Below are 22,551 nucleotides of genomic sequence, written 5' to 3'. Positions count from 1 at the left end.
GCGCGCCGCGGGCCTATGGGGCCTCGCATGGCCGAACCGCTCGTCCTCTATGTCCACTGGCCCTTCTGCGTGTCGAAATGCCCCTATTGCGACTTCAACAGCCATGTCCGCGAGCGCGTCGACCAAGCGGCGTGGCGCGCGGCGCTGCTCGCCGATCTGCGGCACGAGGCGGCGCTGCTGCCGGGCCGCAAGATCTCCTCGATCTTCTTCGGCGGCGGCACGCCCAGCCTGATGCCGCCCGAAACCGTCGCGGCGGTGATAGCGGCGGCGGATGCGGCGTGGGGGTTGGCGGCGGATTGCGAGGTCACGCTCGAAGCCAATCCCAATTCGGTCGAAGTCGCCAATTTCGCGGCGCTGGCGAGCGCGGGGGTCAACCGCGTGTCGATCGGCGTTCAGAGCTTCGATCCGCAAATCCTTGAATTTCTAGGCCGTGCGCATAGCGGCGACGAGGCGCGCCGGGCGATCGCTTCGGCGCAGGCTCATTTCGCGCGGGTCAGCTTCGACCTGATCTACGCGCGTCCCGGCCAGTCGCTCGCTGAGTGGGAGACCGAGCTCGGCGAGGCGCTTGCCTTCGGCACCGGTCATCTCTCGCTCTACCAACTGACCATCGAGCCCGGCACGCGCTTCGCGACGCTGGCGGCAAAGGGCGAACTCGTCATTCCCAACGGCGACGCCGCGGCCGATCTGTTCGACGCGACGCAGGCGCTGACCCGCGGCGCGGGCCTGCCGCGCTACGAAGTGTCGAATCATGCACGGCCGGGCGAGGAGAGCCGGCACAATCTGACCTATTGGCGCTATGGCGACTATGCCGGCATCGGCCCCGGTGCGCACGGCCGCCGGCTGGCGCAGGCGACAGAGCGCCACAAAAAGCCCGAGAATTTCCTCGCGGCGGTGACACGCAGCGGCCACGGGCTGAAGGTCGAAACCGACCTGCCGCCCGCCGAGCGCGCGACCGAGGCGATGCTGATGGGGTTGCGGCTGACCGAGGGCATCGACCTGTCGCGGATCGAGGCGCGGAGCGGACTGGAGCGGGGAGCCTTCGTCGATGCGGACGCTGTCGCGCGATTGGCGGGGCAGGGGCTAATCGCGCAGGCGGGGGACCGGTTGCGCGTGACCGACGAGGGGATATTGCTGCTCGACAGCATCCTTTCCGAGGTGGTGCGAACAGGCTAGACGTTTTCCAAGCCCGTTCGCCCTGACCCCGGTCTTGATCCGGGGAAAGGGTCGTTCTTTCTTTGCGAGGCTGGAAGAAGAACGGGGCTTCGACAAGCTCAGCCCGAACGGAATTGGTGTTGGCTGATCAACTAATACGTGAATGGGATGTCCATCTGGCGCATGAGAAGCGCCGGTCGGACCATACGCGCCGTGCCTATATCGCGACCGCCGAACGCTTCTGCGCCTTTCTGTCGCGGCATCATGGCGGCGCAGTCGACAAGGCGATGCTCCGATCGCTGACCCCGAACGACCTGCGCGCCTATCTCGCCGAGCGGCGCGGCGAGGGGCTGGGCAATGCCTCGGCGGCGCGCGAACTGTCGGCGCTGCGGACCTTCCTGCGCTTCGTCGGCGGATCGGGCGCGAGCGTGCCGCAGATGCGTGGGCCGCGCGTCAAGAAGGGCCTGCCGCGCCCGGTCGCGCCCGCCGAAGCGCTGGACCTCGCGCAAGACGTCGCGGACAACGCCCGGCAGGGCTGGGTCGGCGCGCGCGATTTCGCGCTGCTCCTGCTGCTTTACGGCGCGGGGCTGCGCATCGGCGAGGCGCTGGCGCTGACCGGCGCGGCGCTGCCGCTCGGCGAGACGCTGCGCGTCACCGGCAAGCGCGGCAAGACGCGCATCGTGCCGATCCTGCCCGCCGTCGCGTCGGCCGTGTCGCGCTATGCCGAGGCTTGCCCTTGGCCGATCGGTAAGGAGACACCGCTGTTCCTCGGCGCGCGCGGCGGGCCGCTCGCGCCCGGAGTGGTCCGCGCCAGCGTCCGCTCCGCGCGGCGCGCGCTGGGCCTGCCCGAGCGCACGACCCCGCACGCGCTGCGCCACAGCTTCGCGACGCACCTGCTCGCAGGGGGCGCCGATCTCCGCAGCCTGCAGGAACTGCTCGGCCACGCGAGCCTCGCGTCGACGCAGGTCTATACCGCGGTCGATGCGGCGCATTTGCTCGACATCTATCGCAGCGCGCACCCGCGCGCCTAATTCCTTGGCCGCCAGGTGACGACGCGCCAGAGATAGATCAGCACCAGCGACCCGATCGCGACCAGCGCGACCGGCCCCACGAAGGCGTCAAGATTGGCGAAGCGGTCGCCGAACCAGCTTCCGGCGCCCGCCAGCGCTGTGATCCAGATCGTCGAACCCGCCGCGGTCCAGACCAGGAATTTCAGCTGGTTCATCCGCACCATCCCCGCGGGCAGCGACACCATCGTCCGCGCGACCGGCATGAAGCGCGCCGCGAAGACGATGCCGGGGCCATATTTGAGGAACCAGCCGTGCAGCCGCTCGACTTCCGCCCAGTCGAGTGTCAGCCAGCGCCCGTGCCGGTCGATGAAAGGTTTCAGGCGCTCATAGCCGATCCAGCGCCCGATCGCGTACCAGACCCAATTGCCCGCGGTCGTCCCCGCGACCGCGACCGCGATCAGCGTCCAGAAATCGAACCGGCCTTGCGCGACGGCGATGCCGCCAAGGCCCATGATCACCTCCGACGGAATCGGCGGGAAAACATTTTCCAACACCATCAGCACGAAGATGCCGAGATAGCCCCAGCCCTGGATCAGATCGAGAATGAAACCGGTCATGCGAAAGTTTACGCCGGCGGGCGTCAGCCGATCCGCCGCGCGATCGTGTCCCAGATCATCGCCGCCGTGTCGGTGCCGTTGAAGCGATCGATCGCGACGATGCCGGTGGGCGAGGTGACGTTGATCTCGGTCAGCCATTCGCCCCCGATCACGTCTATGCCGACGAAGATCAGCCCGCGCTCCCTGAGTTTCGGGCCGAGCGCGGCGCAGATTTCCTTTTCGCGCGGGCTCAGTTCGGCCGCCTCGGCATAACCGCCGACCGCGAGGTTCGAGCGGAACTCGCCCTCGCCGGGCTTGCGGTTGATCGCGCCCGCCACCTCGCCATCGATCAGCACGATGCGCTTGTCGCCTTCGCGCACGCTGGGCAGGAACTGCTGGACCATGAAGGGTTCGGGCCACACCTGTCCGAACATCTCGACGAGCGCGCCGAGGTTGGTCCCGGCCTCGTCGATGCGGAACACCGCCTTGCCGCCGTTGCCGTGCAGGGGCTTGATGACCAAGGCGCCGTAACGTTTGTGGAAATCTTTGACCGCCTCGAGGTCGCGGGTCACCATTGTCGGCGGCATATAGTCGGCGAAATCGAGCACGAACACCTTTTCGGGGGCGTTGCGGACCGAGACGGGGTTGTTGACGACGAGCGTCTCATGCGCGATCCGTTCGAGCAGCCAGGTGCCGGTCAGATAACCGAGGTCGAAGGGCGGGTCCTGCCGCATCAGCACGACGTCGACGTCGCGGCCGAGGTCGAGGGTCAGCGCGTCGCCGAAGCGGTAATGCGCGCCCGTTTCGCGCTGGACGTCGAGAACCGGGTGCGCGCGCGTGGTCAGCCGCCCCGCCTCCCAGGTCAGCGAGCGCACGTCGTAATGATAGAGGCTGTAGCCGCGTTCCTGCGCGCTCAGCATCAGGGCGAAGCTGCTGTCGCCGGCGATGTTGATGCCGTCCATCGGGTCCATTTGCACCGCGGCGCGCAGGGTCATCGGGGTCTCCTAGGGTTGCCAGACGTGGACCAGATGGCGCGGCAGGCGCCCCGGCGCAAGGAGCATCACGTCGATCCGGATGCTGTCGGCGGCGCGCGCGAAGCGCGGGCTCAGCATTTCCGCCGCCGCCGCGACGCGGCGCAACCGATATTCGTCGATCGCATGGTCGAGATCTTCGGCGCGGTCGCGCCACTTCACCTCGACGAAGGCGATCGTGCGCCCACGCCGCGCGACCAGGTCGACCTCGCCCACCGGCACGCGCAGCCGCCGGCCGACGATGCGCCAGCCGTGGAGGCGCAGCCACCAGGCGGCGCGGCGCTCGGCCCGGCGCCCGCGCGCTTCGGCGGCGGCGCGGTTCATTCGCCTCCCTTCAGCGTCAGCGCGCGGGCGTAGAGATCGTGCCGGTCGCGCCCGAAGCGCTTCGCCACCTCCTTCGCGGCCTTGGCGACCGGCTGCTCGGCCAGCGCCGCGCGCAGCGCCGTATCGATGGTCGCGTCGTCGGCCTCTTCGGCGACGCCGTCGGCGGGCGGCGCGACGACGATCACGATCTCGCCCTTGGGCGTCGCCTCGGCGTAGCGCGCCGCGAGCTCGGCGAGGGGGCCGGTCACGCATTCCTCGTAGAGCTTGGTGATCTCGCGCGCGACCGCCGCGTCGCGGTTGCCGAGCCCCCCGGCGAGCGCGGCGAGCGACGCGCCGAGGCGCGGCCCGCTTTCGTAGAAGACGAGGCTGGCGCGCAGCCCCGCGAACTCGGCGATCGTGTCGGCGCGCGCCTTCGCCTTCGAGGGCAGGAAACCGGCGAAGAGGAAGCGGTCGCTTGGCAGTCCCGACAGGGTGATCGCGGCGATCGCGGCGCAGGGGCCGGGCAGGGTGATGACAAGCCGCCCCGCCGCGCGGGCGTCGCGCACGAGTTTGTAGCCGGGGTCCGAAATCAGCGGTGTTCCGGCGTCCGACACCAGGACCACGACTTTGTCGGCCATCTGCGCAACCAAGGCGGCGCGGGTGCGTTCGTCGCTGTGATCGTGATAGGGGGTCATCGGAACACGCAAACCCAGATGCGACAGCAGCTTCGCGGTCACCCGCGTGTCTTCGGCCGCGATCAGGTCGGCGCGCGCCAGCACCGATGCGGCGCGCGCGCTGATGTCGCCGAGGTTGCCGATGGGGGTCGCCACGATATAGAGACCGGGCAAGGGAGAATTGGAAATGGTCGAATCCGGCATGACGCCGAAAATGGCAGAAACTGCCGTCCGGCGCCAAGACAATGCGTCGCCGCGGCGGCATATGCTGCGCGGGCTGGGCGTTCTGGCGCTCGGCGGACTGCTCGCGGCGTGCCAGGTCGTGCCGAAAACCGCGGGTCCGCCGCCGCCGCCCGAAAAGCCAGACACGATCGAACCCGGTCTGCCGACCGATACCGACCGCCACCGCGTCGCGCTGCTGGTGCCCGAGACGGGCGCCAACGCCGATGTCGGCACCGCGATCGCCAATGCGACGACGATGGCGCTGCTGGCGTCGCGCGCCGAAAAGGTCCGCATCACCACCTACGACACCGCGCTCGGCGCCGCCGCCGCCGCGCGGCAGGCGGTCGCCGACGGCAACAAGCTGATCCTCGGGCCGCTGCTCAGCGAGGATGTCGCCGCGGTCGCCCCGATCGCACGCGGGGCGAAGGTGCCGGTGATCAGCTTCTCGAACGACAGCAGCGTCGCCGGCAACGGCGTCTTCATCATGGGCTTCGTGCCCGGCCAGTCGGTCGAGCGCGTCGTCTCCTATGCGCGCGGCAAGGGGCATGTGCGCTTCGGCGCGCTGGTGCCCAAGAATGTCTATGGCGAGCGCTCGGCCGCCGCCTTCCGCTCGGCGGTCGCCGATGCCGGGGGCACGCTCGTCGCCGTCGAATCCTATGATCATAGCGCGGCGGCGATGTCGGGCGCGGCGCGGCGTCTCGCCAATGCGGGCGAGATGGACGCGGTGCTGATCGCCGACGCCGGCGGCAATGCGGTGCGCGCGGTGCCGGTGATCAAGAGCAATGGCGACCGGCAGATCCTCGGCACCGAGCGCTGGAACACCGATGCCTCGCTGGGCAGCAGCGCGGCGATGCGCGGTGCCTGGTTCGCCAGCGTGTCCGACGGCCTCTATGGCCAGATGGCGACGCAGTACCGCCAGCGCTACGGCAAGGCGCCTTACCGCCTGTCGAGCCTCGGCTACGATGCGGTGTTGCTGACGGTGCGAATCGCGCGCGAGTGGAAGCCGGGGACGAACTTCCCGACGGGCCGCTTGCTGGCGCCCGACGGGTTCGGCGGGATCGACGGGATTTTCCGTTTCGACAAACGCGGGATCGCGGTGCGCGCGCTCGAGGTCAGCGAAGTCGGCGCGGGCGGATTCCGCGTCGTCGACCCCGCCCCGACGAAGTGGTGACAGCCGCCGGGGCGTGACATCACCGCCACAGTCGGGCGAAAACTGCGGTCGCTTTGCCACAGGCAGCCTTTACGACGCGCCCGCGTTCACTATATGAGCGCGAGACGCGCCGCATGGCGATGCGCCGCGCTCGCCCGTCAATGATTTCAGGAGATACAGCTATACGCCCGCCCATGACCCGCCGCCCGCTTGGACCAACACCGCCCAAGAACGGCCCGCGATACAATGAATTCATCGCCTCCCCCAAGGTCCGCGTGATCGACGAGGAAGGCGAAAATCTGGGCGTAATGCTGACTGCCGAAGCGATCGAACAGGCGGCCGAAGTCGGTCTCGATCTGGTCGAAGTGTCCCCGAACGCCGATCCGCCGGTGTGCAAGTTCCTCGACGTCGGCAAATTCAAATACGAAGCGCAGAAAAAGGCGAATCTGGCGCGCAAGAGCCAGAAGACGCAGGAGATCAAAGAGATCAAGATGCGTCCGAACATCGACGATCATGATTTCGATGTGAAGATGAAGAAGGTCTTCGACTTCCTTGAGGAAGGCGACAAGGTCAAAATGACCATGCGCTTCCGCGGCCGCGAGATGAGCCACACCCAGCTGGGCCTCAACGTCCTCCAGCGCGTCGCCGAGATGACTGCCGAGGTCGCGAAGGTCGAGGCGCACCCCCGCACCGAGGGCCGCCAGATGCTGATGGTGCTGGCGCCGAAGTGACCGGCCGACCCCTCCGTTGGAGGGGGTTATATCGATTGCAAGCGCAAGCGAGGGCGCCTGCTTCGGAGTGGATTTGAGCCATTCCCCTCCCTTTCAGGGAGGGGTAGGGGTGGGTGCGCGAGCGGAGCGAGCCCACGAAAGAACGCCGCCTTCGGCGGCTACCCACCCCCAGCCCCTCCCTTTTAGGGAGGGGAGAAGGTATGGGCCCTACCGGCCGTTTCCAGACCTTCACCCGATCGGAAAGTCCAGCGCGGTGGTTCCATCGGGACGGCCGCCCGCTTCGTATCGGCGCTCGGTGACCCGCGCGGTGCCGTCGGCGGCGACCGCGATCAGTGTCGAGCAGCGCGTGCCATAGACCTCGCCGCGCAGGAACAGCGCCGGGTCGCTCGTCGCCGTCAGCGTGTCGAGCAGGCCGTCGGGGGCGATGCCGGCGTCGACCACCGCGCCGAGCGCCGCGCGCAGCCGCTCGGCGCGCGGGCAGGGCCGGTCGATCGGCTCGTTGGCGAGCGCATGGACGCCGGGTTCCAGCGACAGGATGCGCGCGCCCGGCCGGTTGGTGAGCAGGCGCGCCTCGCCGTCCACCGCGAACAGGTTGAAGGCGTTGAAACGATCGAGATCGGCCGCAGCCGGGTCGGCGAAGCGCCCCTCGCCGCGCAGCATGTCGACGACGAGCGCGCCGCGCGATTCCTTCGCCGGATCGGGCATGGCGCCCCGCACGTTGGTCACGACGACGACGCGTCCGCTCGGGCCGTGTGCGCCCAGCCAGGTGCCGCCGGCCTGCAGATCGCGTCCCGCGACGATACCGCTGCCGTCGTCCCATGCGGCGAGCGCGGCGCTGGGGCGTTCGTGAAACTCGTCGCGATTGCCGACGAGGATCAACGGCCAGTCCGGATGGACCCGCCAGGCAAGGGCGACGACGCACATCGCGCGCCTATCGCGCGGCGGCGGGCGCTTGCCAAGAGCCCTGCGCTGTCCTGACAAAATAATACAGTTCCGCACGGGGCCGAAGCGTGGTAGATTGCGCCGGTTCAATGGGGAGGGGTTCGCCATGAATAGCATCGTCAAAACGCCGTGGCACTTGTGGGTCGTCGGAGTGCTGTCCTTGTTGTGGAGCGGCTTCGCCGTGACCGACTATACGATGACCAACATGAAGAATATGTGGTGGCTGAGGGACTTCGCGCAGCTGACGCCCGAGCAGATCGCTTATTTCGACACATTTCCGGGCTGGGCCACCGCGGCGTGGGCCTTTGGGGTGTGGGGGGCGTTCGCCGGATCGCTGCTGCTGCTGCTGCGCAGCCGCCATGCGGTCACGGCCTTCATCGTGTCGCTCGCGGGCCTCGCGGTCAGCACCTTCTCTCAGTTCGGGCTGTCTTCGGTCGATCCGACGGAATTGTTCGGTCCCGGCCCGATGTGGACGACGCTGGTCATCTGGGTGATCGCGATCGCGCTGCTCTATTACGCCCGGCGCCAGACGGCCGCGGGAGTGCTGCGCTGAGCTGAATTGGGCGGGGCCGGCAGGTCCGTCCCCGAACCCTGTCACGCCGCCTTGGGCTGCACCGTCAATTGCAGCCCCAGCGCGTCGAGCACCGCGGTCAAGGTTTCGAGCGTCGGATTGCCGTTTTCCGACAGCGCGTTGTAGAGCGCCTGTCGTCCGAGGCCCGCCTTACGCGCAATTTCGCTCATGCCCTTTGAGCGTGCGACGTCGCCGAGCGCGCTGGCGATATGCTTGGGATCATTGCCCTCCAGTGCCGCTTCCAGATAATGGAGAATATGCTCCTCGGTCGTGAGGTAGCTTGCTGCATCAAATGGTCGGAGCTTCGTCACGGCTTTCGATTTCTTCCTTCAACCGCTTTGCGCGGGCAATATCCTCATTCTGACTGCGCTTGTCGCCACCGCACAGCAGGATGACAAGCTCGGTGCCGCGGCGGAAGAAATAAACCCGATAACCCGGTCCGTAGTCGATCCGCATTTCGAACACGCCGCCCTTGACGGACTTATGGTCTCCGAAATTGCCATTCGACGCGCGCTTCAGGCGGTCGGCGATTCTCGCAACCGCCCGAATGTCTCGCAACGAGCCAAGCCAACGGGCAAATTCGGTTGTTTCTAACAGCCGGTAGGCTTGTCCTATATAGAGGACGTTTTGAGAATTGTCAAGGTTTCGGGTCATGACTTGAGGGCGTCCATCCTCACCCAATCCTCGTCGATCGGGCGCCGAACGTACCAAAAACGCCATCCGTTTACATTCGTTCGCGAGATTGCGCTGGCAGCATCAGAGGGGCTGGTCCGGATATTCCCAAACTCATCGATCCACTGAGACCCTCTGATCTGTGCACGATGAGTACGCCCTTTATAAGTAGCCCTAAAAAACGTCCCGTCGGGAAAAAACACGTTGGAAAACCAAGCGCCGCTGACGGTGCTTCCGCCTGGGAGGGGGAGGGTATCCGGAAGGCCGGGCGTGTCAATTTCGCCGAAACCAGGGCTTACTTCCGTGGCTGGCAAATTCAGCAAACGGCGAATCGCCTCGTTGTAATTGTCTCTTTCGTTCTGGAGTCTAGCCGTGAGCGCCTGCCAGACCTCAAAATCTATCTCGATTTGCATGCCGATTCCCCTAATAGTCGGCAATCTATCTCAGATAGAGAAAATAGTCAACGCCCCCACTTCGTACGGCTCTGTTTCCCGAAGCGCCCCTTGCGCGTGCCGGGCTTGCCCTCGTTCGAGCGCCCGACCCGCGGCGCCACTTGCTGGTCCGCCGGCAGTCCCAGTTCGTCGGCCTCCAGCTTGCGGATTTCGTCGCGCAACCGCCCGGCTTCCTCGAATTCCAAATCGGCCGCCGCGTCGCGCATCCTCTTTTCGAGGTCGGCGATATAGGCGCGCAAATTGTGGCCGACCATATGGTCGGGCTTGTCGTCGCCGAGGTCGATCGTCACCTGATCCTTCGACGCGACATGCGCGATGATGTCGCCGATGTTGCGCTTGATCGTCGTCGGGGTGATGCCGTGTTCGTCGTTATACGCCTGCTGCTTTTCGCGGCGGCGGTCTGTCTCGCGCATCGCGCGTTCCATGCTGCCGGTGATGCGGTCGGCGTAGAGGATGACGCGGCCGTCGACGTTGCGCGCGGCGCGGCCGATCGTCTGGACGAGGCTGGTCTCGCTGCGCAGAAAGCCTTCCTTGTCGGCGTCGAGGATCGCGACCAGCCCGCATTCGGGAATGTCGAGCCCTTCGCGCAGCAGGTTGATCCCGACGAGCACATCGAACACCCCGAGGCGGAGGTCGCGGATGATTTCGATGCGCTCCAGTGTCTCGACGTCAGAGTGCATGTAGCGGACCTTGAGCCCCGCTTCGTGGAGGAACTCGGTCAGGTCCTCGGCCATCCGCTTGGTGAGCGTCGTCACGAGCGTGCGGTAGCCAGCCGCCGCGGTCTTCTTCGCCTCGGCGATCAGGTCGTCGACCTGCTCCTCGACCGGCTTGATCTCGACCGGCGGGTCGATGAGGCCGGTGGGGCGGATCACCTGCTCGGCGAAAATGCCCTGGGTGCGGTCCATCTCCCAGGTCCCCGGCGTCGCCGACACGCTGACCGTCTGCGGGCGCATCAGATCCCATTCGGCGAAGCGCAGCGGCCGGTTGTCGATGCAGGAGGGCAGGCGGAAGCCATATTCGGCGAGCGTGATCTTGCGGCGATGGTCGCCCTTCGACATCGCGCCGATCTGCGGGATCGTCTGGTGGCTCTCGTCGACGAACAGCAGCGCATTGTCGGGCAGATATTCGAACAGGGTCGGCGGTGGCTCGCCGGGCATGCGGCCGGTGAGGAAGCGGCTGTAATTCTCGATCCCCGCGCACGACCCCGTCGCGGCGATCATCTCGAGGTCGAAATGGGTGCGCTGTTCGAGGCGCTGGGCTTCGAGCAGCCGGCCCTCGGCCTCGAGCTCCTTCAGCCGCTCGGCGAGTTCGTGGCGGATCGCCTCGGTCGCCTGCTTGAGCGTCGGGCCGGGCGTCACATAGTGGCTGTTCGCATAGATGCGGACGTAATTCAGGGTTGCGATCTTCTTGCCGGTCAGCGGGTCGAACTCGGTGATCTCCTCGATCTCGTCGCCGAAGAAGCTGACGCGCCACGCCATATCCTCATAGTGCGAGGGGAAGATCTCCAGAGAGTCCCCGCGCACGCGGAAGTTGCCGCGCGCGAAGGCCTGATCGTTGCGCTTGTATTGCAGCGCGACGAGCTTGCGGATGATCTCGCGATTGTCGACGACCTGGCCCTTCTTCAAATCGAAGATCATCGCCGAATAGGTCTCGACCGACCCGATGCCGTAAAGGCACGACACCGACGCGACGATGATCACGTCGTCGCGTTCGAGCAGCGCGCGCGTCGCGGAATGGCGCATCCGGTCGATCGCCTCGTTCACGCTCGACTCTTTTTCGATGTAGGTGTCGGAGCGCGGCACATAGGCCTCGGGCTGGTAATAGTCGTAATAGCTGACGAAATATTCGACCGCGTTGTTCGGAAAGAAGCTCTTGAACTCGCCATAGAGCTGCGCCGCGAGAATCTTGTTGGGCGCGAGGATGAGGGCGGGGCGCTGGAGCTCGTCGATGACCTTCGCCATGGTGAAGGTCTTGCCCGATCCGGTGACGCCGAGCAGCACCTGGTCGCGCTCGCCCGTCCGGGCGGTCGTCACCAGTTCCTCGATCGCGGTCGGCTGGTCGCCCGCGGGCTGATAGTCGCTGACCAGCTCGAACCGCTTGCCGCCCTCGACCTTGTCGGGGCGCGCGGGGCGGTGCGGGACATAGCCCTCCGCGGTGTCGATTTCGTCGAGCGAGGTGCGAATCTGGATGGCCATCGAAGCCAATATGGGACCGCCGGCGCGCCACGGCAATCGGCGCGCAACCATCCGGCCGCACGCGGGTTTCAACTCTGCCCAACAGGAGAATGATACCCATGAGGAAATTCGTGACGGTGGCGGCGCTGGGCGTCGCTTTGGCGGTGGCCGGCTGCGGCAAATCGGACGATGCCGGGAAAGCGGGCGACACCGCGGACGCGGGCAAGACCGAGAGCACCGCAGCCGCGGGGTCGATGAAGCGCGAGCCCGGCAACTGGAAAACCGAAGTGAAGCTGGTCAAGTTCGACATGCCGGGCGCGCCCGCTGCCATGAAGGACCAAATGGCCAAGCAGTTCGCTTCGGCAGGCAGCACCGAAACCTGCCTGACGCAGGAGCAGGCCGACCAGGAAGATATCGCCAGCGCCATGTCGAAGGGCTACGGCGATGCCTGCACCTGGTCGAAGAACGACATCGGCGGCGGCAAGGTCGACGTCGCCGGCACCTGCACCGCAAACGGCCAGAAGGTCGATCTGGCGATGGCGGGGACGGTCGGGTCGAAAAAGACCGACATGACGATCACGACCAAGACCGCGGCCCCCACCGGCGGCCAGATGGAAATGCAGATGCAGGTCACCAACACCAACATCGGTCCCTGCAAGGCCTGACACGGCCGATCATCGACAAGGCGAGGCGCGCGGCCGGTGGTCGCGCGCCTTTCTTTTTGGGCAAGCGTCTTTCGCGGCCGAGCCGGCCGCAGCGCGACGGTCGCGCCAAACGGAAAGAGCGGGAGATGGCGGGGGAGCGGACTTGCCGATCGGGAGTAGGTGGGGCTACAGCCCGATCGGCGAAGTCTCAGTGTATGAAGCCGGCGAATCTTGCGAATGGTGCCAGGGACCAGCTCGCGCCATTCAACCCACCGACCTCAATTCGTCCACCTGAGACCGAGTCTCAGACCAGACCGCGGCATTGTGGGGAATGCCGCGTCGAGGAAAGATTGACAGCTTCGGTTCGAATGCGGCAGTTACATGGGGTCACGAAGCGGCGTGTAGCCATTTGATAATCAATTATTAACCTCGTTCGACGCTTTTTTCCGGCCGAAAAAGCTGGAACCATGCCGGTTCGGAGGCGTTTGGGACCACTTGTTACCGTTACATGGCAGTAACTATGGCTGGTCGAAGGGGCAGTTTGGCGTATCTACCGTGTTCCGCGTTGTCGGGGGGCGTATAGGGTTAGCATGGACCGCACCAAGGATAGTGGGACGTCGGATGCCGGCGATACCGACCAGATCATCGCCGATGAGCTGGAGCAACTGCTTGCGTCGCCCCTGTTCGTGCGCTCGCCGGTCCTCTCCCGCCTGCTCCAGTTTCTGGCCGAACACCGGCTGCAGGGCGGGCGCAGCGCACCCAAGGCTTATGCGATCGCGACCGAAGCGCTCGGCCGCAGCGCCGATTTCGATCCCGCCGTCGACAGCTATCCGCGCGTCATGGTCGGGCGGCTGCGCAGCCTGCTCGACCGCTATTATGCCGATACGCCGTGGATTCATCGCCTGCGGGTGCCGCAAGGCAGCTACGAGATCGTCGTGCAATATCGCGCATCGCCGCCTTCGCGGTCGGGCGATGCTCCCACCGCGGGCGAGGGGCCGGGGATCGAACGGCCAGCGGCGCCCGGCCCGGAAAGCGATCGCCGGCGATCGCCGTTCTGGTGGTGGGCGGCGATCGCCGCGGCGGCGCTGATCGCCTTCTTCGCCGCTTGGTGGACATTCGGCGGCAACGGAAAATTGCTCGGAAAGGCGCCGACGCCGATGCCGCTGCTCGAAGTCAGCGCGCCGGTCGCCGGCGAAACGCCCGAATCGCGCGCGATGGCGCGGGCGCTCGACGGCAAGCTGCGCGACGGGTTGCGCCGGTTCGAACTGGTCGACCTGCTCAGCGCGCGCGCGCCCGATGCGAGGGCCGCGGGCCGCGCCGCCGACTATCGGCTCGACACGTCGATCGTGCGGACGGCGGAAGGGCCGGTCGACGTCACGCTCGTCCTCAACCGCGTCGCGGATCAGCGCGCTATCTGGTCGGACCAGATCCGGGTCGCCGCCGACCAGCTTCCCGAATTCGGCGCCATCGCCCCATCGATCGCGCAGATCGCGGGCGATTATGGGGTGATCGTGCGCGACCAGGTGCAGCGCGAGCCCGACAATTTCGCGGCGGGCTTTCCCTGCCTCGCGCAATTCAACCGCATGCGCCAGATGCGCAACGCGACGACGGTTCGCCAGGTCGGCGGATGCCTGCGCGCGTCGCTGGCCGAATCACCGCGCGATCCGGTGCTGCTCAACGCCCTGTCGCTGCTGCGTTTCGGCGACTGGCAGCCGCAGCGCAGCAGCGCGGCGGGCAAGGTGGCGCTGGCCGAAGCGCGGCAACTCGCCGAGCGCGCCTACGACAGCGCCCCGGCATCGAGCGCGGGGTTGTTCGCGATGGCGCGCGCGCATTTCTATGCCGGCGATTGCGCGGCCGGAACCCCGATGGGCGATGCGGCGGTCGCGCTCAATCCCTACGACCCCGACCTTGCGGGCTTCCTCGGGCTGTTCAAGGCGTCGTGCGGCGACCTTGCCGGGGGCGAGCCGCTGCTGCGCCGGTCGATCGAGCTCGACTCCACCTACGCGGGCGTTCCCGCGGTCACGCTGGCGTTCATGCTGTCGCAGCGGGGCGAAACCGACGAAGCGCTCGCGATCCTCGATCGCATGCCGTCGCCGAGCAATCTCGAGCCGCAATATCTGATGGTCCGGGCGATCGTGCTCGCGCGCAAAGGCGACGTCGCGGGCGGGCGCCGCCTGTGGCGCCAACTGCTCGACTATACCGGCCAGCCGGCGGGCACGCCGCCCGAAAAGGTGCTGCGCCAGTTCATGATCACCCCCGCGGTGATCGCGCGATCGGCCGCCACCTTGCGCGATTCAGGCATTGTCGCGGCGAAACCGGCGAGCTAGGGTCCTTGCCAATGGAGTATGGACCCTAGGGAGATCAGCGGAAACCCGGGGCGATCCGCGGGACGGGGCGAAGGCGCGAAGCCGTTCGGGCCGCCGGCCGGTGCCAGCCCTCTTGCCAGCCCCGTCGCTGCGCTCTAGGGCGAAATTCAACATTCACGCCATAGTCAGAAAAAGGAACTGTGCATGAGCGATTCGGCCGAAAAGGTTAAAAAGATCGTCGTCGAACATCTGGGCGTCGAAGCCGACAAGGTGACCGAGGAAGCGAGCTTCATCGACGATCTGGGCGCCGACAGCCTCGACATCGTCGAACTGGTGATGGCGTTCGAAGAAGAATTCGGCGTCGAGATTCCCGACGACGCGGCGGAAAAGATCGCCACCGTCAAGGACGCGATCGACTATATCGAAGCGAACAAGGGCTAAGAGAGCCCTGTCCGGCGTGGCCGGACGCGGCGGCGACGCCGCCCACGCGTTTCCGGCTTCCCGGTCCCGAGCGCTCGCGCGCAGTGGCTGGGAAGCCTTTTTTATCGATGCGCGTCTGCGAATCTGATGTGGACCCTTGCGGGGGCAGGGCCGACGAAAGGAATGACTATGCGCCGGGTTGTGGTGACGGGACTGGGTTTGGTGACGCCGCTGGGCGGAGACGTCGAAACCAGCTGGGCCAATCTGCTCGCGGGAAAGTCGGGCGCGGGGCAGATCACCCGCTTCGACGCTTCGGACCAGAAATGTACGATCGCGTGCGAGGTGAAGCCGGCGGACCATGAATATGGCTTCGACCCCGGCAAGCGCGTCGACCACAAGGTCCAGCGTCAGGTCGATCCCTTCATCGTCTATGGCATCGATGCCGCCGGGCAGGCGCTCGAGGACGCCGGCCTCACCGACATGAGCGAGGAAGAGCGGCTCAACGCGGGCTGCTCGATCGGCTCGGGCATCGGCGGCCTGCCGGGGATCGAGAGCGAAAGCCTGCTGCTCGCCGAAAAGGGGCCTAGCCGCGTCAGCCCGCACTTCGTTCACGGCCGCCTGATCAACCTGATCTCGGGTCAGGTCAGCATCAAATACGGCCTGATGGGCCCGAACCACGCGGTCGTCACGGCTTGCTCGACCGGCGCCCATTCGATCGGCGACGCGGCGCGGATGATCAAGGACGGCGACGCCGACATCATGCTCGCGGGCGGCTCCGAATCGACGATCTGCCCGATCGGCATCGCTGGCTTCGCGCAGGCGCGCGCGCTGAACATGAGCAGCAACGACGCCCCCGAAAAGGCGAGCCGCCCCTATGACAAGGACCGCGACGGTTTCGTGATGGGCGAGGGCGCGGGCGTCGTCGTGCTCGAGGAATATGAGCATGCGAAGGCGCGCGGCGCCAAAATCTATGCCGAGGTCGTCGGCTATGGCCTGTCGGGCGACGCGCATCACGTCACCGCGCCGCATCCCGAGGGCTTCGGCGCCTATCGCTCGATGGAAATGGCGCTCCGAAAGGCGGGCATGACCCCCGCCGACATCGACTATATCAACGCCCACGGCACCTCGACGATGGCGGACACGATCGAACTCGGCGCGGTCAAGCGGCTGTTCGGCGACGCGATCGGCGGCGTGTCGATGAGCTCGACCAAGTCGGCGATCGGCCATCTGCTCGGCGGCGCCGGCGCGGTCGAGGCGATCTTCTGCATCCTCGCGATCCGCGACCAGATCGTCCCGCCGACGCTCAACCTCGACAATCCCGACGAGGGCACCGAAGGCGTCGACCTCGTCCCGCACAAGGCGAAAGCGCGGCCCGTCAAGGCGGCGCTCAACAATAGCTTCGGCTTCGGCGGCACCAACGCCAGCCTCGTCCTGAAGGCGGTCGAGGGCTGAGCCATGCGCTGGCTGCTCGCAGCCTTGCTCGCCCTTATGCTCGCCGCCTGTTCGGGCGGCGCACCGCGCGACACCGTCGTCGTCATCCCGCCGGGGGCGAGCATCGCCAAGGCGGGCGAGATCCTCGAACAGGCGGGCGCGACCTCGGCCTCGGGCTTCGTCAATCACGCGCGCTTCTTCGGCGGCGATGCACCGATCAAGCCCGGCGAATATGAGGTGAAGAAGGGGATGAGCGCGGGCGACATCCTTTCCCTCCTCCAGTCGGGCAAGACCGTCCAGCGCTTCGTCACGGTGCCCGAAGGCATGCCGTCGATCATGGTGTGGGAACGGCTGATGGCCGAAAAGCGGCTGAAGGGCGAGGTCGCGGTTCCCGCCGAGGGCAGCGTGCTCCCCGACACCTATGCCTATACCACCGGCGAGACGCGCGCCGCGGTGCTGAAACGGATGCAGGCGGCGATGGACAAGACCTTCGCCGAACTGTGGGCGAAGCGCAGCCCGCGGACCGCGGCGAAGGACCGCAACCAGGCGATCACGCTCGCCTCGATCGTCGAGAAGGAAACCGGCGTTCCCGCCGAGCGCCGCACCGTCGCGGGGGTCTATACCAACCGTCTCGCGGTCGGGATGCGGCTCCAGGCCGATCCGACGATCATCTATCCGATCACCAGGGGCAAACCGCTCGGGCGGCGCATCCTGCGGTCGGAGATCCTCGCGGTGAACGACTATAATACCTATGCGATGATCGGCCTGCCCAAGGGGCCGATCGCCAACCCCGGCAAGGCGTCGATCGCCGCGGTGCTGAACCCCGAACCCAACGATTATCTCTTCTTTGTCGCCAAGGGCGACGGCGGCCACATCTTCGCGCGCACGCTCGCCGAGCATAATGCCAATGTCCAGAAATGGTATGAGATCCGCCGCGACAGGGGGGAGATGTAGGCGCGGCAACCGATGATCGTCGCCCCCGCGAAGGCGGGGGCCGCTGTCGTTTTACGCAGCGCCGCAGGAAAGGCCGACAGCGGCCCCCGCCTTCGCGGGGGCGACGGAGAAGGACAGATGACCACCGCGAAGCTCTTTCTCCACGGCGTTCCCGACAGCCCCGCGATCTGGCGCCCGCTGCTTGGCCAACTCGATCTTGGGGATGCGCCCGTCGCGGTGCCCGCGCTGCCGGGCTTCACTGGCTCGCTCCCCGCCGGCTTTCCGGCGACTAAGGAGGCCTATGCCGACTGGGCGGTTGGGGAGGCGGAGGCGCTGTTCGCGGCGCACGGCCCGATCGACATCGTCGGCCACGACTGGGGCGCGCTGATCGCGCAGCGCACCGCGATGCTGCGCCCCGGCCTGATCCGAAGCTGGGCGGTATCGAACGCGGTGATCGACCCCGACTATCGCGGCCATCGCATCGCGCGCATCTGGAACACGCCGATCCTCGGCGAAATCTTCATGGCGCTGAGCCGGCCAGCGGCGCTCGCCAGGGGGCTTGCCGGACAGGGGATGCCTGCCGACATCGCGGCGGAGGAGGCCGTGCAATGGGCGAACAGGGACAAGCGGCGCGCGATCCTCCGCCTCTATCGCTCGGCGAAGGGACTGAGCTTCGAGCATGACTGGGCGCGCGACATCGGCCGGCTACCCGCGAACGGCGCGCTGATCTGGGGTGCGAACGACCCCTATGTCGAGCTTGCGGTGGCGGAGCGTTTCGCCGCGCGCACGGGCACGCCGCTGACGGTGATCGACGGCGCGGGGCATTGGGCGATCGCCGAACGGCCCGCCGAGGTCGCCGCAGCGCTGACGCGCTTCTGGAACAGCCTGTAGATGTGGCGTTTTTCGCCGTGATTGGCGTGGCCGATCATTGTGACCCAATAAATCGATTGGATCGTTCGCCGGCGATCGGCGAAAGGCGCTGTCAATGAGACAGGGCGTCCCATGGACGATGGCTATCCCCCTCCCGCCACTCCATCCCGTCTCGTGATCGGCGACCCGGGCCTCCCCCCTCCCGTCCGGGCCACTGAGGCCGCGCCCATCATCGTCACCGCGACGATGGGCGCGGCGGACCAGCGCTTCTTCGACGGCCTTCGCGCGGCGCATTTCCCGCCCGGCCGCAACCGCGTTCCGGCGCATATCACGCTTTTCCACCAACTCCCGCCGTCGAGCCTGGCCGAGCTGGAGGAACTGGTGTGCCGCATCGCCGGCGACACGCCGCCGCCGCCGGCGATCCTCGCGGGCGCCTATTCGCTCGGAACCGGCGTCGCCTTTCGTGTCGACAGCCCTGATCTCCTTGCCGTCCGCGCCCGGCTCGCCGACCGCCTGGCAGGCCTGCTCGGCGCGCAGGATCGCGGCACGCCGCGGCTGCACGTGACGGTGCAGAACAAGGCCGCGCCCGCCGCCGCCCGGACATTGCTCGCCGCTCTGGCGCGCGATATCCGCCCGCGCCCGCTGGCGATCACCGGCCTCGCCGTGCATCACTATCGCGGCGGCCCCTGGGAACGCGCCTTTTCGCGGAATTTTCGCGGTCGGCGCGGAGCATATTGACCGCGGCTACGGCCGTGCCTATAGGCGCGGCTCGCCCGAATGCGGCGGCCTTTCGGGGCGGAGTAGCTCAGCCGGTTAGAGCAGCGGAATCATAATCCGCGTGTCGGGGGTTCGAGTCCCTCCTCCGCTACCATTCCTTGATCCGGAAGCTTCCACTAGCTTCCGCATTTTTCCAAAAATTGAAAGAAAAGCAGAGGGTTGCGGGTGATTCGCGTCCGCATGCGCCCATGGTCTTCCACATGCAGCCAGATTTGGTGTGGGGGTATTTTGGGGGTATTTTCGCGGAGTATCGGAAAGGAGCGATACCCCCAATGCCTCTCACGGAGATTCAGGCCCGAAATTCCAAGCCACGCGAGCGCGCCTACAAGCTGGCCGACGGGGAGGGCTTATTCCTGTTCGTCCAGCCGAACGGGTCAAAGTTGTGGCGGATGAAGTACCGCTTCGCGGGCAAGGAGAAGTTGCTCTCGTTCGGCGCTTACCCAGACCTCGGGATAGCTGCAGCGCGCGACAAGCGGACAGCCGCAAAGGCGTTGTTAGCCGAGGGCAAGGATCCAATGAAATCCAAGGGGGAAGTGATCTCGCAGGAGGGAGCCACCTTCTTCGAGGTCGCAAAGCGCTGGCATGAAAATCGAAAGAGCGCGTTGAATGCCGCGCATGCCGAACGCGTCTGGTCGCGGATGGAAAGGGACGTCTTTCCAGCCATCGGCGAGAAGCTCGTGCATGAAATCACGGCGCCTGATGTCCTGGCAATGATCCGCAAGATCGAAGCAAGAGGCGCGCTCGATATCAGCCGCCGTGCAAAGCAAGGGGTGGGGCAAGTCTTCCAGTTTGCGATCGCGTGTGGCTTGGCAACGAACGATCCGACGACACATTTGCGTGGGGCGCTAAAGCCGCGACCAAGAGTGAAGCATATGAGCCGGCTGCCGCTCAGCGAATTGCCCGCTTTCATCGACAAGCTGCATGCCTACCAAGAAGAGGGCGAACGACGGTCCGCGATCACCCGTGACGCAGTTCTCTTTGCGCTCCTGACTTGGGTTCGAACCAAGGAGCTCCGCTTCGCCGCCAAATCCGAGTTTGAAGACCTGGGCGGCAAATCACCTGTCTGGCGCATACCAGCAGAGCGAATGAAGATGGGACGAGAGCATTTGGTGCCCCTCTCGCAGCAGGCAACGCACATCGCGAAATCTATGATAGCAGCAGCGCCTGGCGAGTTTCTCTTCCCGGGCAACGGCCCGAACAAGCCGCTTTCAGAGAACACAATGATCTACGCGCTCTATCGTCTTGGATACCACAGCCGCCAAACCGTGCACGGCTTCCGGGGCTTGGCGAGCACCTGGGCCAATGAGCAGTTGGTCGAGTTTGGTAAGCCGCCCATGTGGATCAGGAAATACCATGAGGATTGGGTCGAACTACAGCTCGCGCATTCGGAGAAAAACGACGTGCGTGGAGCTTACAATGCCGCTGAATACCTGGCTCCCCGGCGCCGGATGATGCAGGACTGGGCTGACTATCTGAGCGGCGGGAAGGTGATCGACATCAAGAAGGCAGGGAAGCGCGCAGCCTGATAACTATGGCTTCGATCAGACCAGTCCAATCCAGTCTGCGCGCAAACGATCTCGACCTGTGACAACCCCCTCGACAATCACCGCTGATCCGACGAATTCGCATTCGGGTTCTTCGCTCTCGATGATCCAGACGACTTCGTCTGTCGTGGTCAGGAACATCCCGCGTCTACCGCGGCTCAAAATTCCCGAGATGCGTATTCGACCCGCGCTCACAACGCCCCCCGTTCAAAAACGCCAATGGCGCAGCACTTCGCGCACATAGGCCGGCGTCTCGCCATTGCGAGGAATACCGCCGGCGCGCTCGACGGCACCTGGACCTGCGTTGTAGGCAGCGAGGGCCAGATGAACCACCCCGAACTTGTCCAGCATCTGGCGTAGGTATCGGGCCGCACCCAAGATGTTCGCCTTGGGATCGAAGCGATTTGAAACGCCAAGGTCCCGCGCTGTCCCTGGCATCAATTGCCCCAAACCTGCGGCGCCGGCCTTGCTGATGGCCAAGGGATTATATCGTGATTCCGTCCATACAAGAGCGTCGAGAAGGCCGCTTGGTAGCGAGTACTGAGCCTCAGCAGCGTAAACATGAGGAAGGTAGCTTGCCCGACGGAAGCCTGACGGCGCGCTGCCTTGGGGCTTTGGATATCGATAGGGCAGATAGGTTCGACTTGCATCGGCAGCCGGCGGCTCGAACGAGCCCGCTGGAGGCATTCTCCAAATGCCGTGTTCGACGAGAAGAAAGCCATCGGTCCCTTCTGCGACGCGGAAGCCACCGGTCGTCGACTCCGATGCAACGGTCATCTGAGGGGACTCCAGATCCTGCGCGTGAGCGGGGAGGACGAACCCAAATCCTGCCGTTGCCACTGCGGCTAATGCCCATTTCAGTCTCATTCCCGAATCCTTTGGTGTCGAATCGGGAAAGAACATATATAGAACATATGATGTAGGAAAATGAAACGTCAGCGACGCAGAGCGGAGGCTGCGCGGGTGGAGGCACGTTACGATGGAGATGCCCCAATGCACCAACACCGAACATCCCAATTCCAAGGCATGCAGCTGGAAACCCGCGCACGCAAGATAGTCGAGCAGCTGGGCGGCACCTGGTCGCGTTCGCGCGGGATGTGCTGCTGCCCGGCCCACGACGACCGCACTCCTTCGCTAAGCATCACCCTCGGAAAGCGTGCAATTCTTGTTCATTGCTTTGCCGGCTGCGCGAACGAGGCGGTGATAGAAGCCATGGCCGGGCACGGAATACGAATTGCGGACCTGTTCGATGGGACGAGTGATCCGATCGTGACCGAACCGCGCGAGGAAGTCGCCAATCGTAATGCGCTGAGGCTCTGGCGTGAGGCATCGAGCATCGCCGGTAGCCCTGTCGAGCGATACCTCGAGACCAGAGGTATCACGATTTCGTCGACCGAGCTGCGTTTCCACCCGCGCATGCCTCTGGGGCCAAAGGGTGCTGTCCGGTTTCTTCCCGCGATGATCGCGGCCGTGCGCAGTGATGCCGGGATTCTGGCGCTGCACCGCTCCTTCCTAAATCTGGAAAAAGGCAGCTTGGCTTCATTTGATCAGCCCAGGCGTGCGTTAGGCAGTCCCGGTTCTGGCGCGGTGCGTTTCGCATACCCGGATGAGGGACGCCTTGGCCTCGCAGAAGGAAACGAAACGGCCCTTTCAGCGATGCAAATGTTCAATGTTCCCTGCTGGGCGACGCTGGGAAACGAACGCTTCGGCCAGGTCACAATCCCGGAATCGGTGCGCCAGCTGTATCTCTTTGTCGACAATGATGCGGGTGGGCGCCTTGCTGAAAAGCGCGCGAGAAAGGCTTACGCTTGCGAAGGGCGGCTGATTGTCACCAGGCGTCCGCAGCAGACCGGCGATGATTGGAATGATGTGCTCATGCGCTCAGTCCGAGCTGCGGTCTGAATGTCGGTGAGAGGAAAGCGGGCTTGGGGCCTTGTGAGGCCCCC

Annotated in this window: 25 protein-coding genes and 1 tRNA gene; 15 read left to right on the top strand and 11 right to left on the bottom strand. The window is 65.8% G+C overall.

Going from position 1 to position 22,551, the window contains the following annotated elements; genetic code table 11:
* Nucleotides 1-27 precede the first annotated feature (27 nt).
* Together hemW and CD928_RS12480 are read left to right on the top strand one after the other, a co-directional pair.
* Entirely contained in the window at nt 28-1,173 is a 1,146-nt protein-coding gene (hemW, locus tag CD928_RS12485; protein WP_095387454.1) for a radical SAM family heme chaperone HemW, read from the top strand.
* Nucleotides 1,174-1,292: 119 nt separating this feature from the next.
* The gene (locus CD928_RS12480; RefSeq protein ID WP_176473570.1) at nt 1,293-2,183 is read left to right on the top strand and encodes a tyrosine recombinase XerC; all 891 of its coding nucleotides are present in this window, start codon (nt 1,293-1,295) and stop codon (nt 2,181-2,183) included.
* Here CD928_RS12480 and CD928_RS12475 read toward each other — a convergent pair.
* From CD928_RS12475 to rsmI, 4 genes are read right to left on the bottom strand one after another with little or no spacing between them, the layout of a single operon-like run.
* Nucleotides 2,180-2,779, bottom strand: coding sequence for a DedA family protein (locus CD928_RS12475; RefSeq protein ID WP_095387452.1), 600 nt, complete (start codon nt 2,777-2,779; stop codon nt 2,180-2,182). The two genes, CD928_RS12480 and CD928_RS12475, sit on opposite strands and share 4 nt — an antisense overlap.
* A gap of 23 nt (nt 2,780-2,802) precedes the next feature.
* On the bottom strand, nt 2,803-3,753 hold the full coding sequence (gene gshB, locus CD928_RS12470; protein ID WP_095387451.1) for a glutathione synthase: 951 nt from the start codon (nt 3,751-3,753) through the stop codon (nt 2,803-2,805).
* Between the two features lie 9 nt (nt 3,754-3,762).
* The gene (locus CD928_RS12465) at nt 3,763-4,113 is read right to left on the bottom strand and encodes a YraN family protein (RefSeq protein ID WP_095387450.1); all 351 of its coding nucleotides are present in this window, start codon (nt 4,111-4,113) and stop codon (nt 3,763-3,765) included.
* Nucleotides 4,110-4,970 (bottom strand): 16S rRNA (cytidine(1402)-2'-O)-methyltransferase, encoded by an 861-nt coding sequence (rsmI, locus tag CD928_RS12460; RefSeq protein ID WP_095387449.1) that lies wholly within the window; start codon nt 4,968-4,970, stop codon nt 4,110-4,112. The genes CD928_RS12465 and rsmI overlap by 4 nt, the downstream gene beginning before the upstream one ends.
* A 61-nt stretch (nt 4,971-5,031) precedes the next feature.
* On the opposite strand from rsmI, the gene CD928_RS12455 reads away from it, so the two are divergent.
* On the top strand, nt 5,032-6,159 hold the full coding sequence (locus CD928_RS12455) for a penicillin-binding protein activator (protein ID WP_095388031.1): 1,128 nt from the start codon (nt 5,032-5,034) through the stop codon (nt 6,157-6,159).
* Nucleotides 6,160-6,332: 173 nt separating this feature from the next.
* The gene (gene infC / locus CD928_RS12450; protein ID WP_095387448.1) at nt 6,333-6,869 is read left to right on the top strand and encodes a translation initiation factor IF-3; all 537 of its coding nucleotides are present in this window, start codon (nt 6,333-6,335) and stop codon (nt 6,867-6,869) included.
* A 228-nt stretch (nt 6,870-7,097) separates the two neighbouring features.
* Here infC and CD928_RS12445 read toward each other — a convergent pair whose 3' ends face one another.
* Complete coding sequence (locus CD928_RS12445; protein ID WP_095387447.1) at nt 7,098-7,793, bottom strand: NRDE family protein; 696 nt, start codon at nt 7,791-7,793, stop codon at nt 7,098-7,100.
* 124 nt (nt 7,794-7,917) lie between these two features.
* Here CD928_RS12445 and CD928_RS12440 point away from each other — a divergent pair, with 124 nt between their 5' ends.
* Nucleotides 7,918-8,364 (top strand): hypothetical protein, encoded by a 447-nt coding sequence (locus CD928_RS12440; RefSeq protein WP_095387446.1) that lies wholly within the window; start codon nt 7,918-7,920, stop codon nt 8,362-8,364.
* A gap of 41 nt (nt 8,365-8,405) precedes the next feature.
* On the opposite strand, the gene CD928_RS12435 is transcribed toward CD928_RS12440, so the two are convergent.
* Genes CD928_RS12435 through uvrB form a run of 4 tightly spaced genes read right to left on the bottom strand, consistent with a single transcriptional unit; the run spans nt 8,406 to nt 11,701 of the window.
* On the bottom strand, nt 8,406-8,693 hold the full coding sequence (locus CD928_RS12435) for an addiction module antidote protein (protein WP_095387445.1): 288 nt from the start codon (nt 8,691-8,693) through the stop codon (nt 8,406-8,408).
* On the bottom strand, nt 8,671-9,036 hold the full coding sequence (locus CD928_RS12430) for a type II toxin-antitoxin system RelE/ParE family toxin (RefSeq protein ID WP_095387444.1): 366 nt from the start codon (nt 9,034-9,036) through the stop codon (nt 8,671-8,673). The genes CD928_RS12435 and CD928_RS12430 overlap by 23 nt, the downstream gene beginning before the upstream one ends.
* Nucleotides 9,033-9,467, bottom strand: a complete 435-nt coding sequence (locus CD928_RS12425) for a hypothetical protein (RefSeq protein WP_095387443.1) — start codon at nt 9,465-9,467, stop codon at nt 9,033-9,035. Before CD928_RS12425 ends, CD928_RS12430 begins: the two co-directional genes overlap by 4 nt.
* Nucleotides 9,468-9,514: 47 nt before the next feature.
* Complete coding sequence (gene uvrB, locus CD928_RS12420) at nt 9,515-11,701, bottom strand: excinuclease ABC subunit UvrB (RefSeq protein WP_095387442.1); 2,187 nt, start codon at nt 11,699-11,701, stop codon at nt 9,515-9,517.
* A gap of 98 nt (nt 11,702-11,799) precedes the next feature.
* Here uvrB and CD928_RS12415 point away from each other — a divergent pair, with 98 nt between their 5' ends.
* The 9 genes from CD928_RS12415 to CD928_RS12375 all read left to right on the top strand — a co-directional run bounded on the left by CD928_RS12415 (nt 11,800) and on the right by CD928_RS12375 (nt 20,587).
* Nucleotides 11,800-12,345: a DUF3617 domain-containing protein gene (locus tag CD928_RS12415; protein ID WP_176473569.1), complete on the top strand. Its 546-nt coding sequence runs from the start codon at nt 11,800-11,802 to the stop codon at nt 12,343-12,345.
* A 569-nt stretch (nt 12,346-12,914) separates the two neighbouring features.
* Nucleotides 12,915-14,651, top strand: a complete 1,737-nt coding sequence (locus tag CD928_RS12410) for a tetratricopeptide repeat protein (protein WP_095387440.1) — start codon at nt 12,915-12,917, stop codon at nt 14,649-14,651.
* 183 nt (nt 14,652-14,834) lie between these two features.
* Entirely contained in the window at nt 14,835-15,071 is a 237-nt protein-coding gene (locus tag CD928_RS12405) for an acyl carrier protein (RefSeq protein ID WP_003039428.1), read from the top strand.
* A 168-nt stretch (nt 15,072-15,239) separates the two neighbouring features.
* The gene (fabF, locus tag CD928_RS12400) at nt 15,240-16,502 is read left to right on the top strand and encodes a beta-ketoacyl-ACP synthase II (protein ID WP_095387439.1); all 1,263 of its coding nucleotides are present in this window, start codon (nt 15,240-15,242) and stop codon (nt 16,500-16,502) included.
* Between the two features lie 3 nt (nt 16,503-16,505).
* Nucleotides 16,506-17,435 (top strand): endolytic transglycosylase MltG, encoded by a 930-nt coding sequence (gene mltG / locus CD928_RS12395; protein WP_095387438.1) that lies wholly within the window; start codon nt 16,506-16,508, stop codon nt 17,433-17,435.
* Nucleotides 17,436-17,552: 117 nt separating this feature from the next.
* Nucleotides 17,553-18,305, top strand: a complete 753-nt coding sequence (locus CD928_RS12390) for an alpha/beta fold hydrolase (protein ID WP_095388030.1) — start codon at nt 17,553-17,555, stop codon at nt 18,303-18,305.
* Nucleotides 18,306-18,530: 225 nt separating this feature from the next.
* On the top strand, nt 18,531-19,022 hold the full coding sequence (locus tag CD928_RS12385; protein WP_095388029.1) for a 2'-5' RNA ligase family protein: 492 nt from the start codon (nt 18,531-18,533) through the stop codon (nt 19,020-19,022).
* A gap of 56 nt (nt 19,023-19,078) precedes the next feature.
* Nucleotides 19,079-19,155: transfer RNA gene (locus tag CD928_RS12380), tRNA-Met, on the top strand.
* A 178-nt stretch (nt 19,156-19,333) separates the two neighbouring features.
* A complete protein-coding gene (locus tag CD928_RS12375; protein WP_095387437.1) occupies nt 19,334-20,587 on the top strand; it encodes an integrase arm-type DNA-binding domain-containing protein in 1,254 nt (417 codons plus the stop codon).
* Between the two features lie 15 nt (nt 20,588-20,602).
* Here the strand turns inward: CD928_RS12375 and CD928_RS23400 are convergent, their stop codons facing one another.
* Entirely contained in the window at nt 20,603-20,800 is a 198-nt protein-coding gene (locus tag CD928_RS23400; protein ID WP_255247153.1) for a DUF5818 domain-containing protein, read from the bottom strand.
* Nucleotides 20,801-20,812: 12 nt separating this feature from the next.
* The gene (locus tag CD928_RS12370; protein ID WP_095387436.1) at nt 20,813-21,472 is read right to left on the bottom strand and encodes a lytic transglycosylase domain-containing protein; all 660 of its coding nucleotides are present in this window, start codon (nt 21,470-21,472) and stop codon (nt 20,813-20,815) included.
* 126 nt (nt 21,473-21,598) lie between these two features.
* On the opposite strand from CD928_RS12370, the gene CD928_RS12365 reads away from it, so the two are divergent.
* Nucleotides 21,599-22,507 (top strand): toprim domain-containing protein, encoded by a 909-nt coding sequence (locus tag CD928_RS12365; protein WP_095387435.1) that lies wholly within the window; start codon nt 21,599-21,601, stop codon nt 22,505-22,507.
* Nucleotides 22,508-22,551: the final 44 nt, after the last annotated feature.

Source organism: Sphingopyxis sp. GW247-27LB (assembly GCF_002277025.1).
In the GTDB taxonomy this organism is placed as follows: domain Bacteria; phylum Pseudomonadota; class Alphaproteobacteria; order Sphingomonadales; family Sphingomonadaceae; genus Sphingopyxis.
Note: the sequence above shows the minus strand (reverse complement) of the source record. Positions and strands in the feature narration are given on the sequence as shown.

Excerpts from the sequence above, each read along its gene's own strand:
- hemW (WP_095387454.1), top strand. The coding sequence starts at position 28 with ATGGCCGAACCGCTCGTCCTCTATGTCCACTGGCCCTTCTGCGTGTCG.
- CD928_RS12475 (WP_095387452.1), bottom strand. The coding sequence starts at position 2,779 with ATGACCGGTTTCATTCTCGATCTGATCCAGGGCTGGGGCTATCTCGGC.
- gshB (WP_095387451.1), bottom strand. The coding sequence starts at position 3,753 with ATGACCCTGCGCGCCGCGGTGCAAATGGACCCGATGGACGGCATCAAC.
- CD928_RS12465 (WP_095387450.1), bottom strand. The coding sequence starts at position 4,113 with ATGAACCGCGCCGCCGCCGAAGCGCGCGGGCGCCGGGCCGAGCGCCGC.
- rsmI (WP_095387449.1), bottom strand. The coding sequence starts at position 4,970 with ATGCCGGATTCGACCATTTCCAATTCTCCCTTGCCCGGTCTCTATATC.
- CD928_RS12455 (WP_095388031.1), top strand. The coding sequence starts at position 5,032 with ATGCTGCGCGGGCTGGGCGTTCTGGCGCTCGGCGGACTGCTCGCGGCG.
- infC (WP_095387448.1), top strand. The coding sequence starts at position 6,333 with ATGACCCGCCGCCCGCTTGGACCAACACCGCCCAAGAACGGCCCGCGA.
- CD928_RS12445 (WP_095387447.1), bottom strand. The coding sequence starts at position 7,793 with ATGTGCGTCGTCGCCCTTGCCTGGCGGGTCCATCCGGACTGGCCGTTG.
- CD928_RS12440 (WP_095387446.1), top strand. The coding sequence starts at position 7,918 with ATGAATAGCATCGTCAAAACGCCGTGGCACTTGTGGGTCGTCGGAGTG.
- CD928_RS12430 (WP_095387444.1), bottom strand. The coding sequence starts at position 9,036 with ATGACCCGAAACCTTGACAATTCTCAAAACGTCCTCTATATAGGACAA.
- CD928_RS12425 (WP_095387443.1), bottom strand. The coding sequence starts at position 9,467 with ATGCAAATCGAGATAGATTTTGAGGTCTGGCAGGCGCTCACGGCTAGA.
- uvrB (WP_095387442.1), bottom strand. The coding sequence starts at position 11,701 with ATGGCCATCCAGATTCGCACCTCGCTCGACGAAATCGACACCGCGGAG.
- CD928_RS12415 (WP_176473569.1), top strand. The coding sequence starts at position 11,800 with ATGAGGAAATTCGTGACGGTGGCGGCGCTGGGCGTCGCTTTGGCGGTG.
- CD928_RS12410 (WP_095387440.1), top strand. The coding sequence starts at position 12,915 with ATGGACCGCACCAAGGATAGTGGGACGTCGGATGCCGGCGATACCGAC.
- CD928_RS12405 (WP_003039428.1), top strand. The coding sequence starts at position 14,835 with ATGAGCGATTCGGCCGAAAAGGTTAAAAAGATCGTCGTCGAACATCTG.
- fabF (WP_095387439.1), top strand. The coding sequence starts at position 15,240 with ATGCGCCGGGTTGTGGTGACGGGACTGGGTTTGGTGACGCCGCTGGGC.
- mltG (WP_095387438.1), top strand. The coding sequence starts at position 16,506 with ATGCGCTGGCTGCTCGCAGCCTTGCTCGCCCTTATGCTCGCCGCCTGT.
- CD928_RS12390 (WP_095388030.1), top strand. The coding sequence starts at position 17,553 with ATGACCACCGCGAAGCTCTTTCTCCACGGCGTTCCCGACAGCCCCGCG.
- CD928_RS12385 (WP_095388029.1), top strand. The coding sequence starts at position 18,531 with ATGGGCGCGGCGGACCAGCGCTTCTTCGACGGCCTTCGCGCGGCGCAT.
- CD928_RS12375 (WP_095387437.1), top strand. The coding sequence starts at position 19,334 with ATGCCTCTCACGGAGATTCAGGCCCGAAATTCCAAGCCACGCGAGCGC.
- CD928_RS12370 (WP_095387436.1), bottom strand. The coding sequence starts at position 21,472 with ATGAGACTGAAATGGGCATTAGCCGCAGTGGCAACGGCAGGATTTGGG.
- CD928_RS12365 (WP_095387435.1), top strand. The coding sequence starts at position 21,599 with ATGCACCAACACCGAACATCCCAATTCCAAGGCATGCAGCTGGAAACC.